Source organism: Agromyces sp. NPDC057679 (genome assembly GCF_042799635.1).
Taxonomy (GTDB): Bacteria; Actinomycetota; Actinomycetes; order Actinomycetales; family Microbacteriaceae; genus Agromyces.
The window spans coordinates 852,801-868,335 of sequence record NZ_JBHVIK010000002.1; the positions used below are offsets into that span (position 1 = coordinate 852,801).

Consider the following 15,535-nt stretch of genomic DNA (forward strand, 5'->3'; position numbering starts at 1 on the left):
GAAGACGCGGGAATCGTGCCATGTTCGAACTGAGCAATTCTCACTGAAGGGTTGGGGCCCGTGACCGACTCGCTGGGCATCGCCGTCATCGGCGCAGGGTACTGGGGACCGAACCTCGCGCGGAACCTCCACGCGAGCGCCGACTGGCGTCTCGACGTGATCTGCGACCTGGATCCCGATCGGGCGGCGGCGCTCGCCGCCCGATTCGGCGGAGCGCGACCGGAGACGGACGTCGCGGCGGTGCTGGCCGACCCGCGCATCGACGCCGTCGCGATCGCGACTCCAGCACGCACGCACGCGCCCCTCGCGTGCGCTGCGCTCGACGCGGGCAAGCACGTGCTCGTCGAGAAGCCGCTGGCGGACAGCGGAGCCCACGCGGAATCCATGATCGAGGCGGCGACCGCCAACCGCCTGGTGCTCATGGCCGACCACACGTACTGCTACACCCCGGCCGTGCTCAAGATCCGCGAGCTCATCGCCGAGGGGGCGCTCGGCGACATCCTGTTCCTCGACTCCGTCCGCATCAACCTCGGTCTCATCCAGCCCGACGTCGACGTCTTCTGGGATCTCGCCCCCCACGACCTCTCGGTCCTCGACTTCGTCCTGCCCGACGGGCTCCGGCCCGAGTCGGTCTCCGCGATCGGCGCCGACCCGCTGGGAGCGGGTCGGGCCTGCCTCGGATACCTCACGCTCCCGCTCGGCGGCGGTGCGGTCGCGCACGTCCACGTCAACTGGCTGAGCCCCACGAAGGTCCGGCAGATGATCATCGGCGGAACGCGTCGCACACTCGTCTGGGACGACCTCAACCCGCAGCAGCGGCTCAGCGTCTACGACCGCGGCGTGGACCTGGAGCTCCAGACGCTCGACGGGGCGGAGCGGGCCGCGGCGACCGTGTCGTACCGGCTCGGCGACACCTGGTCTCCCGCACTTCCGGAGCGCGAGGCGATCGCCGTCATGGTCGGCGAGTTCGCCGCGAGCATCCGCGAGGGCCGCGCCGCCCGCACCGACGGCGCTGCCGGCGTGCGGGTGCTGCGCGTGCTCGAGGCCGCGACCGCGAGCGCCGCCGGCGGGGGAGCGCCCGTCGCCGTCCGCATCCCGGAGCCGGTGTCATGAACGAGGTCGTGCTCATCGGGGCGAGCGGGCTCGCACGCGAGGTCGTCGCCTCCGTGCAGGGCGCGAACCGCTACATCGGCATCCTCGACGACGACCCGGCGACCCACGGCCGGACGATCGCGGGGCTCCCCGTGCTCGGCGGCGTCGAACTCGCCGCCGACCGCGCCGAGCGGCTCCTCGTGTGCGTCGGCGCAGGCACGTTCCGGCGCACGATCGTGCGCCGGCTCGCCCTGCTCGGCATCGGCGCGGATCGCTACGCAGCCCACGTCGCCGACCACGCCGTGATCGGCGCGGGCAGTCGGATCGGGGTGGGCGCCGTCCTCCTCGCCGGCGTCGTCGTCACCGCCGACGCGGTCGTCGGCGATCACGTCGTCGCGATGCCGAACGCGGTGGTGACCCACGACAACGTCGTCGGCGACTTCGCGACGCTCGCCGCCGGCGTGGCCCTCGGGGGCGGCGTGCGGCTCGGCGAGGCCGCCTTCCTCGGCATGAACGCCGCCATCGCCCCCGGCGTCGTCATCGGACGGGACGCCGTCATCGGCATGGGCGCGGTCGTGCTCGCGGACGTGCCCCCCGCGCAGACCTGGGCCGGAGTCCCGGCCCGTCCACTCACCCGCAATGACCCGAAGATCGCGAGGTCGGGATCGTGAGCAGTCCCCATTCCCCCAGGAGCCTGACGGCGGCGCTCGCCGCCGGAGTCCTCATCGCGGCATCCCTCGTCGTCGCCCCCACCGCCGCGAACGCGGCGGCCGGCTGCGGCACGGCGCCGAACCCGATCGTCTGCGAGAACGCGCTGCCCGGAACCGACCCGTCGGTCTGGGACATCGACGGCGCCGGCGACAGCGGCATCCAGGGATTCCCCACGGACATCAGCGTCAACGTCGGCGGCACGATCGGGTTCAAGATCGACACCTCGGCGAGCAGCTACACGATCCAGATCTTCCGGATCGGGTACTACCAGGGCGACGGCGCCAGAAAGATCGCGGATGTCACGCCGTCGGCGACACTGCCGCAGCGCCAGCCCGCGTGCGTGACCGACCCGGCCACCGAGCTCTACGACTGCGGCAACTGGGGCCTCTCGGCTTCATGGGCGGTGCCGGCGGATGCGGTCTCGGGCGTGTACATCGCGCTGCTCGAGCGGCCCGACAACCAGGACTCCAGCCACATCACCTTCATCGTCCGCAAGGACGGGAGCCGCGCCCCCGTGCTCTTCCAGACCTCCGATCCGACGTGGCAGGCCTACAACACCTACGGCGGCTCGGACTTCTACCAGGGCGCCGCGAACGGGCGCGCGTACAAGATCAGCTACAACCGTCCGATCGTCACCCGGGACGCCCAACGCGGCCGGGACTTCTTCTTCGCGAACGAGTACCCGATGGTGCGGTTCCTCGAGCAGAACGGCTACGACACCGCCTACATCAGCGGGATCGACACGGACCGGCGAGGCGGCGAGCTGCTGAACCACAAGGTGTTCCTCTCGGTCGGACACGACGAGTACTGGTCGGGCGCCCAGCGCGCGAACATCACGGCCGCGAGGGACGCGGGCGTCAACCTGCAGTTCCTCTCGGGGAACGAGGGGTACTGGCGCACCCGCTACGAGCCGTCCACCGTCGGAGGTTCGACGCCCTACCGGACGCTCGTCTCCTACAAGGAGACCTGGTCGAACGAGAAGATCGATCCCGCTCCGGAATGGACCGGAACCTGGCGCGACCCGAGGTTCGCCGGGAACGCCGCCGGCGGCGGCCTTCCGGAGAACGCCCTGACGGGGACCGCGTACCAGTCGAACTTCACCGACCTGCCGATCAAGGTCTCCGCGGCCGAGGGGAAGGCGCGACTGTGGCGCAGCACGAGCCTGGCGTCGCTGGCGACCGGGACGACGGCGACCCTCGCCGCCCACACCATCGGCTACGAGTCCGATGAGGACGTCGACAACGGGTTCCGCCCGCCGGGCCTCATCCGGCTCTCGACCACGGTCGGCCCGACCCCGCAGTACCTGCAGGACTTCGGCAACGACGTCGCCGAGGGCACCACGACGCACAACGTGACCCTCTACCGGGCGGCGAGCGGCGCGCTCGTGTTCGGCGCGGGCACGGTGCAGTGGACCTGGGGTCTCGACGCCACCCACGACGGCGAGGGCGCGGCGGCCGATCCGCGGATGCGGCAGGCGCAGGTGAACCTGCTCGCCGACATGGGCGCGAGTCCGGGGTCGCTGGCGAGCGGGCTGGTCGCGACCGCGGCCAGCACCGACCAGACCGCCCCGACCGCGACGATCACCGCTCCGGCGTCGGGCGCGATCGCGCACGGCACCGCGGTGACGGTCTCCGGCACCGCGTCCGACGCCGGCGGCGGCATCGTCGCGGGCGTCGAGGTCTCGACCGACGGCGGCGCGTCCTGGCGGGCGGCGAACGGCACCACCTCGTGGTCGTACTCCTACGTCCAGAAGGGCGCGGGGGCGCAGTCGATCCTCGCGCGAGCGATCGACGACAGCGCCAACCCCTCGGCTCCGGCGTCGCGCTCGATCACCGTGGGCGGGCCGTACTCGGTGTTCGGCGCCACCGTGCCGCCCGTGCCGGACTCGGGCGACACCTCTGGCGTCGAGCTCGGACTCCGGTTCACGCCCTCGCAGGACGGGTACGTCTCCGGTGTCCGCTTCTACAAGAGCACGGCGAACACGGGCACCCACGTCGGGTCGCTCTGGAGCAGCAGCGGCACCCGTCTCGCGACCGTGACCTTCTCCTCGGAGAGCGCCTCGGGCTGGCAGACGGCGACGTTCTCGACCTCCGTCGAGGTGCTGTCGGGGCAGAGCTACGTCGTCTCCTACACAGCGCCGAGAGGGCGCTACGCGGTGACCCAGTACGCGTTTGCGTATCGCGGCGAGAACGCCGGGCCGCTCCTGGTCGCCGGCGGCTTCGGCGCCGCATCGGCCGGCGTGTACGGCAATGCCGGCGCCTTCCCGTCGTCGAGCTACCGCGGCGGCAACTACTTCGTCGACGCCGTCTACACGACGACCGACGGCTCGCCGCTCACTGCTCGATCCCATTCGCCGCTGCCCTCGTCGTCGAGCGTGCCGACGGACACGGCGATCTCCGCCATGTTCTCCAAGCCGGTGCAGCCCGCCTCGATCGACCTCCGGGTCGTCGACCAGAACGGCACGGCGATCGCCGGCACCACGGGCTACGCGGCCACCACCCGCACGGTCACCTTCACGCCCGCGGCACCGCTCAACGGCAACACGACGTACACGGCGACCCTCAGCGCGACCGATACGACCGGGAGCACGCTGAGCTCCGGCGGCTCGTGGAGCTTCGTCACCGTGAAACCGGCACCTCCCGTCGGCACCTGCCCGTGCGGGGTCTTCACCGACGCCACGACGCCGGCCGTGCTCGAGGTGAACGACGCGGTGGCGCTCTCGCTCGGCATGCGGTTCACGAGCGCGGTCGACGGCACCGTGACCGGGATGCGCTTCTACAAGAGCGTGAACAACACCGGCGTGCACGTCGGCACGCTGTGGTCGGGCACCGGCACCCAGCTCGCGACGGTCACCTTCGGGCCGGAGTCGTCGGCCGGCTGGCAGAGCGCGAGCTTCTCGTCGCCGATCGAGATCACCGCGGGCACCGAGTACCTGGTGTCGTACCGCAACACGGTGGGGATCTATCCGGTCACGTCCGGCGTCTTCACCGGCGCGGGGGTGACCCGGACCCCGCTCACCGCGGGGAACAACGCGGGCGCATACACCTACGGCAGCGGCTTCCCGGCGTCGACCTCCACGTCGAGCTATCTCGTCGACGTGATCTTCGAACGCGGACCGGAGCCCATCTCGCTGGTCTCGACCAGTCCGGTCAACGGCGCGATGAGCGTCGCGGTCGACACCACGGTCTCGGCGACGGTGACCACCGCGATCGTCGCCGGCTACGCGCTCACGGTGCGGCGAGCCGGCACCGCCGTGCCGGGGGCCACCACGCTCTCGGCCGACGGCAAGACGGTCATCTTCACGCCGGCGGCCCCGCTCGCCGGCGGCGCCACCTTCGAGGCGTCGCTCACGAATGCGACGACGTCGCAGGGCGTCAAGCTGCCGACGCAGACCTGGACGTTCTCGACCGGCGGCCCCGGCGCCACGAGCACGACACTGCTCGGCGACCGGACACCCGCGGTGACCGCGTCGGACGACTCCGCGGCGGTCTCGCTCGGGATGGCCTTCCGGCCGAGCGTCGACGGTGCGGTCACCGCGATCCGGTTCTTCAAGGGCACCGGCAACACCGGCACGCACACGGGCACGTTGTGGTCGGCCGCGGGCACGGCGCTCGGCCAGGTGACGTTCGAGAACGAGTCGGCATCCGGCTGGCAGACCGCGACACTGGCGACGCCGGTGCTGCTCAGCGCCGGTCAGGACTACCTGGTCTCGTACCACGCGCCGAACGGCCACTACGCGTACACGAGCGGGGCCTTCACCGATCCGCTGACGGTCGGGCCGCTGACTGCGCTCGGGGGTGACAACGGACGCTACCTGTACGGTGCGACGCCGGGACTCCCGGTGAACTCGTGGCGTTCGACGAACTACTTCGTCGATGTCGTCTTCTCGCCGACGGCCGGGCCCGGGCCGACGCCACCCCCGACGCCGACACCGACGCCGACTCCCACGCCGACGCCGACGCCGACTCCCACACCGACGCCGACGCCCACTCCGACGCCGACGCCGACGCCGACTCCCACGCCGACGCCGACGCCCCTCCCGACGGTCACGCTCTTCGCGACCTCCGCCGTGCCGGCGCAGGCGAGCCGGCTCGACCTCCGGGCCGCGACCCGGGCCGTGCGCTTCCGCACGAGCGCCGCGGGCGTCGTGACCGGCCTGCGGTACTACCGCGGCCCCACCGACACCGCGCAGCACGTCGGCCGGCTGTGGAGCGCGACGGGCGCCTCGCTCGCCACCGCGACGTTCCCGGCCTCGTCGACAACCGGGTGGCAGGAGGTCTCGTTCGCGACCCCGGTGAGGCTGACCGTCGGTGCCGAGTACCGCGCGAGCTACGTCTCGGGCACGAGATACGCCTACACCGGCAGCGCGCTCTCCGCCGCCGTGCAGAACGGAGTGCTCTCGACGATCGCCAACGGCGGCGCGTACATCTACAGCAGCACCGTGTTCCCGAACAACCTCACCGCGCACAAGTACTGGATCGACGTGAGGTTCAGGCCCGATTGATGCGCATCGTGATCTGCCCGCATTCGCTCGAGCTCGGGGGAAGCCAGCGGAACGCGATCGACCTCGCGACCGCGTTCGCGCGACGCGGTCACGACGTGACGGTGTTCGGCCCGGACGGTGAACTCGTCGAGGTACTCGAGGCCCGGGGCATCCCGTTCGTCGAAGCGCCGCGGCCGCGGATGCGACCGTCGTACGCCGTCATGGACGCCCTGTGCGAGCTCGTCGACCATTCGTTCGCCGACCTCGTGCACGCCTTCGAATGGCCGCCGATCACCGAGGCCGTGTACGGGCCGTACGCACGCCGGCGCATCCCGGTCGTCGGGACCGTCATGTCGATGTCGGTCGCCCCGTTCATTCCCGATCGCCTGCCGCTCACGGTCGGGACGCGGCACCTCCTCGAGACCGAGTCGGGTGCGCGCCGCAGACTGCACCTGCTCGAGCCGCCCATCGACACCGCACACGACCGTCCCCGCGATGTCCGTGAGGCTCGCGCGAGCCTGTCGATCCCCGACGGCGAGCTGGTCCTCGTCATCGTGGCCCGCCTCGTCAGGGAACTGAAGCTGGAGGGCATCCTGAGCGCGATCGCCGCGGTCGGCGTGCTCGGCCGCGAGCGACCCGTCCGGCTCGTCGTCGCCGGCGACGGGCCCGAATCGGAGGAGGTGGCCGCCGCGGCCGCCGCGCAGAACGACCGCCTCGGCCGGCGCGCCGTCGTCCTGCTCGGCAGCGTGCCCGACCCTCGCCAGGTCTATGCCGCCGCGGACGTCGTGCTCGGGATGGGGGGCTCCGCGCTGCGCGGGATGGCCTTCGCCAAGCCGGTGGTCGTCCAGGGCGAGCTCGGATTCTGGCGCACGCTGACGCCGGAGAGCGTCGACGGATTCCTGGTCGACGGATGGTACGGCCGGGGCGAGGGCGACGACGGGGTCGCCGCGCTGCTCGGGGAACTGGACCCGCTGCTCGCCTCGGCCGCCACCCGCCGGGAGCTCGGCGAGTTCTCGCGGTCGGTGGTGGAGCGCCACTACAGCCTCGATGCGGCCGCGGATCGCGTCGAGGAGCTCTATGTCGACGCCATCGTCAGAGGCCCGGAGATCGCACGCTGGAGGCTGCTCCGGCCGTATCTCGCCGTCACGGCGTACGACCTCGATCGCAAGGTCCGTCGCCGGTTCGGCGCCGGCGTCGCCCGCGACGACTTCAACGCGCGCCCTGCGATCCGCACGGCGCGCGAGGTGGCGCCATGACCGACCCGGCGGAAGGCGAACTGGAATCGGCGATCGGCCGCGGTCTCGCCTGGAGCCTCGTCAACACCGCGACCGCCCGCCTCGGTTCGTTCCTGACCGGCATCGTGCTGGCCCGGATCATCGCGCCCGACGCGTTCGGCGTGTACGCCGTCGCACTGGTGGCGCTCAACGTGCTGCTGAGCGCGAACGAGCTCGGGGTCAGCGTCGCGCTGGTGCGCCACCCGGGCAACGTCGACCGGATCGCCCCCACGGTGGCGACCCTCGCCATGGCCTCCAGCCTCGTCCTGTTCGTCGGGGCGCTCCTCGCGGCGGGCCCGTTCGCCGAGGCGCTCGGTGCGCCCGAGGCGACCGGCGTCGTCCAGCTGATGAGCGTCGCCGTGCTCCTCGACGGCATCGCGGCCGTCCCGAACGCGATGCTCACCCGGGCGTTCGCGCAGCGAGCGAGGCTCAGGATCGACCTCATCGCCTTCGCCGTGAGCACGCCGGTGACGATCGGGCTCGCGCTCGCCGGCTTCGGCGTCTGGAGCCTCGCGTGGGGGGCGGTCGTCGGCAACGCGACCGCCTCGATGCTCGCCCTGCTCTGGACCCCGGAGCGGCACGGGCTCGGATTCGACCGGGCGGTCGCGGCCGAGGTGCTGCGGTTCGGGCTCCCGCTCGCGGGATCCAGCCTGCTGCTGCTCGTGCTCGTGAACGTCGATTTCGCGGTCGTCGGCCGGGTGCTCGGCACCGAGCAGCTCGGCTTCTACTTCATGGCGTTCAACCTCGCCGCCTGGCCGCTGATGCTGGTCTCCTCGATCGTGCGACGGATCACGACGGCGAGCTACGCCCGCATGAGCGACCGCGGCGACGGCGGCGCGACCTTCCGCACCTCGCTGCGCCTGGTCATGGGGGTCGCCGTGCTCCTGTGCACGCTGCTCGCAGCGTATGCGCCGGCGATCGTCGTCTTCCTCTACGGCGAGCGGTGGCGGCCCGCGGCCGCGGCGATCCCTGCGCTCGTGGTGCTCAGCCTCGGGCGGATGCTCGTCGAACTGGCCTACGACTACCTGTCGGCCGTCGGTCGGACGGTCGGAACGGTGTGGCTCCACGCGGTCTGGCTCGTCGCGCTCGTGCCGGCCCTGTGGCTCGGCGCCGAAGTCCTCGGGATCCGCGGCGTCGCCGTCGCTCATGCCCTCGTCGTGGTCGCGGTCGTCGTGCCCGGGGTCGGCATCGCCCTGCGCCGAGCCGGTGTGCCGATCATGCCGCTCGTGCGCGACCTGCTGCTGCCGGCGGCCGGTGCCGTCGCGGTACTGCTCAGCGGCCTGCTGCTGACCTCGCTGCTGGAGGACGGGTTCGTGCTGCTCGCCGTCGGCGGGGTGGTCGGCGTGCTCCTCTACGCGGCGATCGTCGGCCCCTGGCTGCTCAGGACCGCTCGGGCCTTCGCGGGCCGGCCGCCGCTCGAGGCGCGGCGTCGGCCACCGCGCTCCCGGAGGGCGCGATCGGCGCGCTGAGCAGTCGCTCCCGTCGCATCGTGTTCGACAGGGCGCCGATCACGCCGAGGGCGAGGAAGAGCACCGAGGTGACCTGCGAGAACGCGAAGGCGTCGAACGTCGCGTAGCCGCATGCGGCGGCGGCGGCGAGCGCGAGGAGGGATTGCGCCAGGCTGCGCGTGCGCGGGTCGACGCTCGCGCGTCGGCAGCTGACGGCACTCCACATCGCCACGACGAGCAGGCCGATGAACGCGACCGTGCCGATGACGCCGATCTCGATCAGCAGGCCGAGGTACTGGTTGTCGAGGATCCGGTAGCGGGGCAGGAATGTGCCGAAGCCGCGACCGAAGAGCGGTGACCGCTCGATGAACTCCCACGCCAGGACGTAGCTGTCGGTGCGGGAACGCGCGCTGCCGTCGGCGGCGATCCCGGTGAAGAGCCGGGTCAGGGTGCCGAGCATCCCCGGGATCGCGACGTAGACGAAGCCGAGCAGGGAGACGATGACCGCGTAGGCGATCCTCCGGCGACCGCGCGGCCAGGTGGGCAGGACCACGGCGAGGGCGATCACGACGGCGAGCACGGCGGAACGGGAGACCGTGATCGGGATGGCGAGGGCGATCGCGGCCACCGGGAACCATCGCAGCACCCGGCTGCGATGCGTGTCGAGGATCGCGAAGTGCAGCGCGAGGGGGAGGATCATGGCGAGGAGCACGCCGAACTCGAGGGGATGGATCGAGGTTCCCGCCGCGCGATTGAATCCGTCGCGGTCGTAGATACTCGTGAGGTCGGTGTTGGGGGTCAGCCCCGGGATCTGGATCAAGTCGACGATGGGCGCCCCGGTCGCGAACTGCAGGATGCCGACGACGGCGACGACCCCGCCGAGGAAGACGAGCAGCCGGAGGGGCGACTCCATCCTCCGCACGCCGATGAGCCCGTCGCTCGCGAGCAGCATGATGCCGAACAACGAGGCGATGAGGATCAGCCCACGATCCGCCGCGCTCAACTCGATCGCCTCGATCGGACGGGTCGTCGCAGCGACGAAGCTCACGAGCACCGCGACCGCGAAGTACAGCATCGCCCGTCGGACGGGTTGCGCAGGCGCGAGCGTCGCCGAGGTGCGATTGAGCTGGGCGACGAGCCACCACACCAGGCCGATCAGTCCGAGGACGGTGGCGGGCGGCCCGACCGCGCCGAGGGCGGGGATCGTGAGGTTGGAGGGGATCAGCATCACGGCGAGGATGTAGGCGCCGATGAACCATCCGCTGTCGATCGCGCCGGACGGCTCCGACTCCGAACGGAAGCGGGGGGAAGCACGCCGACGATCCCGTCGCGCCGCGGCCCTGGCGCGCACCGCGATCACCGACCGCGGGTCGAAGCGGGTTCGGCGGCATCGTCCTGGACGGCGTCGTCCTCCTCGGCAGAGCTCTCGTCGGGCGGGTCGGCGTCCGCCGACGCGGTCGGAGCCGGAACGCGGGGCGCTTCGGGTTCGGGTTCGGGTTCGGGTTCTTCGGTCGGTTCTGCGGGTTCGGGTTCTTCGGTCGGTTCTGCGGGTTCGGGTTCTTCCGTGGGTCCTTCCGGGGGTTCTTCGGTGTCGGGTTCTGCGTCGGGTTCCGGAGTCTCGGGCTCCTCGGCCGGTTCGGTGGTCTCAGGTTCTTCAGCCGGTTCGCTGGTCTCGGGTTCTTCGGCCGGTTCGCTGGTCTCGGGTGCTTCGATCGGCTCCGTCGAGGGGGGCGTCTCGTCGTCGTCCGACGACTCGTCGGGGAAGGCCGGCTCCGCATCGGCCGGGGGCGCTGCGTCGTCGGCGACGGCTGCCGCAGCCCGTTGGGCGACCTTCGCCTTGCGGCGCCGTCGCAGGGCGTCGAACGACACGGCGAACAGCAGCGTGAGCACGATCCCGGCGGCGCCGACCACGATCATCGCGCGCACCATGTTGCCGAAGTTCGGCTCGGCGACGGTGTTGTCGGTGACGGTCATCAGCCTGAGCTGGAACGCCGGAGCCGCGGCGACCTCGTCCTGGAGCTGCAGCAGGCGTGCCTCGCCGAGCTCCAGCAGTTGGGCGAGTGCGGCCCTCGCCTCCGCCTCGGTGCGGGCGTTCACGGCGAACTCGAGCACCGAGCCCGAGACGCTCGCGTCCTCTTCGACGGTGTACTCGATCCCCGAGCCCTCGGGCGCGATCTGGTCGACGGTGCGCGTGTCGGTCAGCGAGTTCGCGAGCACCCCGGCGGCGATGTCGAGCCCGCCCAAGTCGAGGAAGGGATTCAGGACGGGCTTCGTCTCGCCCGTCGGGGCCACGGCGTTCGCCGGCGGCAGCAGCAGCACCGACGCCGTCAGGTCGTAGGTGACCGGCACGTAGCGGGGGACGAGCGTGAGGAGCCCGGCCGTGGCGATGAGGCCGGCGAGCAGGATGTACCAACGTCGGCCGGCCGTCCGCAGAACGTTCCCCGCTCCCAACATCACCTCCACGATTTGTCGACGATGTTAGGTTGAGTCTATGCTACGCACCCGCTCGTGGTGGAGTGTCCCGTTCGGGGGGTTCCGGTGACCGTCTGGGACCTCCTCGCGCGGCTCGGCCGCCGGTGGTACCTCCTGCTCGCGGTGGCGCTGCTGACGGCTGTCGCCGTGTGGTGGGCGGTGTCCGTGCCCCCGACGTACTTCGCGAACGTGCGCGTCGTCTTCGTCCCGCCGGCGTCCACCGAGGAGAACGTGCTGGTGCACCCGCCGGGGTCGCTCATCGACTTCGCCGGCGTCGTCGGGCGGTCGATCGAATCGTCGGGAGCGGCGGAGCCGGTCTCCGCGGAGGTCACCCTGCTCGGAGAAGGACGCACCGAGGGCTTCCTCGTGCGCCAGGCGAACAGCGGCGGACAGTGGCAGTACGCCTTCGACGACCCGGTGCTCGAGGTGCAGGCCGTCGGCTCGACACCGGAGGAGGCGATGGCGAGCCTCGAGGAGGGGGTCGACGCGGTCCGCACCACGACGACCGAACTGCAGGACGACCTGGGTGTCCCCTCCGGGGCGCGGATCGTCACGACGCTCAATCCGTCGACGCCGCGGCTCGAACGCGAGTCGGGGAGCAAGATCCGGGCCGTCGCCGCGATCGCCCTGGTCGGTGGCATCGCCATGCTCGTGGTCGCCGGCGTCCGGCCGCGCGGCGGCGGCGGGGCATCCCCGCGATCACCGCGCGGAACCGCCGGACCGGCCCTCGATGAGCGCGGCGAAGTCCGCCGCACGTGAGGCCCAGCTCTGCCGCTGCGCGTACGCCGCCCGACGGGCGGCGGCGGCGGGATCCGGCGCGGCACGAAGCGCCCGGAGCGTCAGCTCGGCGAACTGCGCCGGGCTCGACGCGATGTCCACCAGCCCGGGCGGGATCTTCCGCGTCGAGGGAAGGTCGCTCACGACGGCCGGGCGCCCGGCAGCGAGGTACTCGAGCGTCTTGAGCGGATGACTCGCACGGTTGAACTCGCTGTCGGTGTACGGGGTCAGCCCGACCGAGATCAGTCGCAGGTACGAGGGCAGCGATTCGAACGGCTGTGCGCCGACCCACTGCACATTCGGGCGTTCGAGCAGGGCCCCGACCCGGTCGAGGTCGAAGGTGAGCTGTCGTGGGCCGACGAGCAGCAGCGATGCGCCCGTGTCGGCGACGGCTTCGAGCATCGTGAGATCGATCCGCTCGGAGAGGTGCCCGACGAATCCGGCGATCGGCGGGGGCAGCGTCACGTCGGCGGCGGGGATCGCCGTGTCCACTGCGGCGAAGCGCTCGGTGTCGCAGCCGTTCGGGATGATCTCGATCGCCCGCCCGGGAGCCGCCCAGCGATCGGCGATGACGTCGGAGACCGCGACCGCGAGGTCGGCCTTGCCGAGCTGCCGGGCCTCCCGCCGACGGAGCGAGGCCGCCGACAGGCCGAGGATGTCGGCGCCCGCCGACCAGTCGTCGGTGCCGTACAGGATCTTGACCGCGCTGGGGCAGGCGTCGAACACATCGTCGAGCGAGCCCACGATCAGTGCGCGCGGTTCGCCGCCGAGCCGCCGGACGGCCCGGGCGATCGCGCGCCGCGTCACCCACTCGCCGATCTCGCGGAGGACCGGCCGGGTGATGCCCGGCACCGTGACCGGCGTGAGCCGGACGAGCCCCGGGGCGATCCGGCGCAGGCGCGGCGCGCGGCCGCGGCGGAGGGCGGGCTTGCGCAGCGGGGTGAGCATCGACATGGCGGGGTCGACGAACAGCACGGGCATCGTCGTCGACAGGTGCACGGCGAGGTGCTTGTCCGAGAGCCAGGTGTCGTCCCACGAGTTGCCCGATGCGAGGACGACCAGCCCCTCCCGGTCTTCGAGCTCGAGCCCGTCGTCGGTTCCGACGTGCGTCATGCGACCCGGCTCGTCTCGTCTCGGAGCCATCCGCTCCGACCGGTTCGCCGCACGCGGCGCTCCGCGGAGCGGGCCGCGACGGTCATGAGCAGGAAGACCGGCATGCGCAGGAGCATCCGCGGTTCGCGCACGACGATCGCGGCGAGGTCGCGCGGATGCGTCGCCGAGGACGCCGGCGAGCGGCCCGCCGCTCGCAGCTCCCGCATCCCCCCGACGGCGCGGATGCGGCGCTTCAGCAGCGACGTCCACGTCCGCGCGGGCCAGACGCGGGACTCCGCGCCGAGAGTGATCGTGCGTTCCTCGGGGCGGAACGCATCCGAGAACGCGGCGTCGTCGGACGTGTACCGCGGCAGGGCGGACACCCGCGTCCAGCCCGGTTCCGAGAGCGCGATGACACCGCGGCCGAACAACCCCGTCCGGACCTGCGGCAGCCGCTCCCAGACGTCGTAGTACCACTTGGCGGGCATGGAGACCCCGGCGCGTTCGAGGCGCCGCCGGGGAGCCGTCGCGAGGATGCCGTCGTCGTCGCGGAGCGTCGCGACGAGCGCGCGGAGCCCCGCGGTGTCGAGCGCGACGTCGGCGTCCACGAACACGATCGGGAAGGCGTCGGTCGCCGCGCCTCCCTCCTCGATGGCGGCGTACTTCGATGCGGTCGGGATGCTCAGCACCTCGACCCCGGCGAACGTCGCGGCGACCTCGGCGGTGCCGTCGGTGCATCCGTTGCAGACCACGAGCACCCGGAACTCGCCCGGGTGCGCGTCCTCGAGGAGCGGGCGGAGCAGCCTGGGGAGGGCGACCTCCTCGTCGTGGGCAGGGATCACCACCGTGCACGCGGTTCCCTGCCGGACCATCTGGGGTGCTCCTCCCCGCAACGGTGGGAATCAGACTACTCTCGCGCTCCTGCGCGGGGCAGTGCCGGAGACGCCCCAGCACGAGGGTCATCCGCCCGATGCGGAGCCCTTCTTCCGGGCCGCGTCCCGCAACCGGCTCGCCCAGGAGGTGCTCCCGAACAGTGCGTAGGCGAGCGTCCTCGCGCCCTGCAGCAGGCTGAGCAGGGCGCCGACGGCGAGGGCCTTCGGACGGGCCGCGAGCAGGACGACATCGCGCTGGTCGACGCTGCTCGTGGCGTAATCGCGCTTGTACTCCGCATCGCCGTGGCCGAAGTCGATCGTCCGTGCGGACGGATCCCTGCAGAGCTCGTCGAACATCGCGTACATCACCGACGTGCCCACCCGATCCTTCGCGTAGGCGCGATCGAACGCGGTGACGTCGACCGACAGCGTCCCGCGGTAGAGGGTGCCCCACCAGAATGCGACGGGGGCGTCGCCGAGGTAGAGCATCCAGATGCGCGCCCAGCCGCGTTCCACCGCGAGGGTCGCGAGCGCGTCGCTGAGCGGCGTGCGCTCCGCCCCGACGCCGATCGTCCGCTGGTACGACGCGGCCGCGACGGTCTCCACATCCGACCAGATGCGTTCGATGCCGGCGTCGTCGATCCGCTCGAGTCGAACCGCGTCGGGATACCGCCGACGGAGCCGGCGATCCTTGAAGCGCGCCTCCTTCGGTGCGCCGGCCGACCGCCGCAGCAGCATCTCGTCGAGCGTGTCCGGGAGTTCCGCGAACCGATGCGTCGTCCGCACCATGCCGTGGATGCGGGTGAACGGAGTGGCTGCGGCCAGCGCCGCCTGCTCGATCGGGCCGTCGCAGTCGACCTTCTGCAGCAGCACGGCGTCGGCCGTGCGGTCGTCGAGGGCGCGCCGGAGCGCCCGGATGGCGAGGCGGCGGTCGGCGTCGGAACGTGCACCGAGCACGCCGTCGAACGAGACGACGACGGTGCGCAGGCCGAGGTCGGCGACCGTCCGGTAGCCGGCGCGGACGACGAAGCGGTGGTCCTCGAGGCGGGCCATGACCATGAGCGGCGAGGCCCCGTCGCGCTCGACGAGGACGATGTGCGGCGCGATCGCCTGGGGCAGCCCGGCGGCGACGGCGAGCACGTGGTCGAGGTCGGCGTCGAGGGCGTCGCCGCGCAGCGACTCCCAGACGGGGCGCAGCGCCTCGGCCTCGGCCGGCGTCGACGCGACCCGCACCCTGATGCCGCTGTCGGCGGGCGACAGCAGCGGACGGGAGGCTGTCGGCCGCGCCATGGTGATGACTATACTGACCGTGCT

The 15,535-nt window shown here is 72.0% G+C and carries 11 protein-coding genes; 6 read left to right on the plus strand and 5 right to left on the minus strand.

What is annotated here, in order from left to right; all coding sequences use genetic code 11:
- Positions 1-60 precede the first annotated feature (60 nt).
- The 5 genes from ACFVAJ_RS10815 to ACFVAJ_RS10835 are packed head-to-tail and all read left to right on the plus strand — an operon-like array spanning position 61 to position 9,029.
- The gene (locus ACFVAJ_RS10815) at positions 61-1,113 is read left to right on the plus strand and encodes a Gfo/Idh/MocA family protein (RefSeq protein WP_376943951.1); all 1,053 of its coding nucleotides are present in this window, start codon (positions 61-63) and stop codon (positions 1,111-1,113) included.
- Positions 1,110-1,763 carry a NeuD/PglB/VioB family sugar acetyltransferase gene (locus tag ACFVAJ_RS10820; RefSeq protein ID WP_376943953.1) on the plus strand — a complete coding sequence of 218 codons (654 nt, stop codon included), beginning with the start codon at positions 1,110-1,112 and terminating at the stop codon, positions 1,761-1,763. The genes ACFVAJ_RS10815 and ACFVAJ_RS10820 overlap by 4 nt, the downstream gene beginning before the upstream one ends.
- Positions 1,760-6,307, plus strand: a complete 4,548-nt coding sequence (locus ACFVAJ_RS10825) for a DUF4082 domain-containing protein (RefSeq protein ID WP_376943955.1) — start codon at positions 1,760-1,762, stop codon at positions 6,305-6,307. Before ACFVAJ_RS10820 ends, ACFVAJ_RS10825 begins: the two co-directional genes overlap by 4 nt.
- A complete protein-coding gene (locus ACFVAJ_RS10830; protein ID WP_376943957.1) occupies positions 6,307-7,542 on the plus strand; it encodes a glycosyltransferase family 4 protein in 1,236 nt (411 codons plus the stop codon). Before ACFVAJ_RS10825 ends, ACFVAJ_RS10830 begins: the two co-directional genes overlap by 1 nt.
- Positions 7,539-9,029 (plus strand): oligosaccharide flippase family protein, encoded by a 1,491-nt coding sequence (locus ACFVAJ_RS10835; RefSeq protein WP_376943959.1) that lies wholly within the window; start codon positions 7,539-7,541, stop codon positions 9,027-9,029. Before ACFVAJ_RS10830 ends, ACFVAJ_RS10835 begins: the two co-directional genes overlap by 4 nt.
- Here the strand turns inward: ACFVAJ_RS10835 and ACFVAJ_RS10840 are convergent.
- A complete protein-coding gene (locus ACFVAJ_RS10840; RefSeq protein ID WP_376943961.1) occupies positions 8,941-10,236 on the minus strand; it encodes an O-antigen ligase family protein in 1,296 nt (431 codons plus the stop codon). The two genes, ACFVAJ_RS10835 and ACFVAJ_RS10840, sit on opposite strands and share 89 nt — an antisense overlap.
- A 128-nt stretch (positions 10,237-10,364) precedes the next feature.
- Positions 10,365-11,462 (minus strand): hypothetical protein, encoded by a 1,098-nt coding sequence (locus tag ACFVAJ_RS10845; protein WP_376943963.1) that lies wholly within the window; start codon positions 11,460-11,462, stop codon positions 10,365-10,367.
- Between the two features lie 84 nt (positions 11,463-11,546).
- On the opposite strand from ACFVAJ_RS10845, the gene ACFVAJ_RS10850 reads away from it, so the two are divergent.
- Positions 11,547-12,239, plus strand: coding sequence for a hypothetical protein (locus tag ACFVAJ_RS10850; RefSeq protein WP_376943965.1), 693 nt, complete (start codon positions 11,547-11,549; stop codon positions 12,237-12,239).
- Here ACFVAJ_RS10850 and ACFVAJ_RS10855 read toward each other — a convergent pair.
- From ACFVAJ_RS10855 to ACFVAJ_RS10865, 3 genes are all read right to left on the minus strand, one after another.
- Positions 12,180-13,370 carry a glycosyltransferase gene (locus ACFVAJ_RS10855; protein WP_376943967.1) on the minus strand — a complete coding sequence of 397 codons (1,191 nt, stop codon included), beginning with the start codon at positions 13,368-13,370 and terminating at the stop codon, positions 12,180-12,182. The two genes, ACFVAJ_RS10850 and ACFVAJ_RS10855, sit on opposite strands and share 60 nt — an antisense overlap.
- On the minus strand, positions 13,367-14,221 hold the full coding sequence (locus ACFVAJ_RS10860; protein WP_376943969.1) for a glycosyltransferase: 855 nt from the start codon (positions 14,219-14,221) through the stop codon (positions 13,367-13,369). Before ACFVAJ_RS10860 ends, ACFVAJ_RS10855 begins: the two co-directional genes overlap by 4 nt.
- 87 nt (positions 14,222-14,308) lie before the next feature.
- Positions 14,309-15,511: a GNAT family N-acetyltransferase gene (locus ACFVAJ_RS10865; protein ID WP_376943971.1), complete on the minus strand. Its 1,203-nt coding sequence runs from the start codon at positions 15,509-15,511 to the stop codon at positions 14,309-14,311.
- Between the last annotated feature and the right edge of the window lie 24 nt (positions 15,512-15,535).

Bases quoted from the DNA above. Each gene is read 5' to 3' on its own strand.
- ACFVAJ_RS10820 (WP_376943953.1), top strand. From the start codon at position 1,110: ATGAACGAGGTCGTGCTCATCGGGGCGAGCGGGCTCGCACGCGAGGTC.
- ACFVAJ_RS10830 (WP_376943957.1), top strand. From the start codon at position 6,307: ATGCGCATCGTGATCTGCCCGCATTCGCTCGAGCTCGGGGGAAGCCAG.
- ACFVAJ_RS10835 (WP_376943959.1), top strand. From the start codon at position 7,539: ATGACCGACCCGGCGGAAGGCGAACTGGAATCGGCGATCGGCCGCGGT.
- ACFVAJ_RS10840 (WP_376943961.1), bottom strand. From the start codon at position 10,236: ATGCTGATCCCCTCCAACCTCACGATCCCCGCCCTCGGCGCGGTCGGG.
- ACFVAJ_RS10845 (WP_376943963.1), bottom strand. From the start codon at position 11,462: ATGTTGGGAGCGGGGAACGTTCTGCGGACGGCCGGCCGACGTTGGTAC.
- ACFVAJ_RS10855 (WP_376943967.1), bottom strand. From the start codon at position 13,370: ATGACGCACGTCGGAACCGACGACGGGCTCGAGCTCGAAGACCGGGAG.
- ACFVAJ_RS10860 (WP_376943969.1), bottom strand. From the start codon at position 14,221: ATGGTCCGGCAGGGAACCGCGTGCACGGTGGTGATCCCTGCCCACGAC.
- ACFVAJ_RS10865 (WP_376943971.1), bottom strand. From the start codon at position 15,511: ATGGCGCGGCCGACAGCCTCCCGTCCGCTGCTGTCGCCCGCCGACAGC.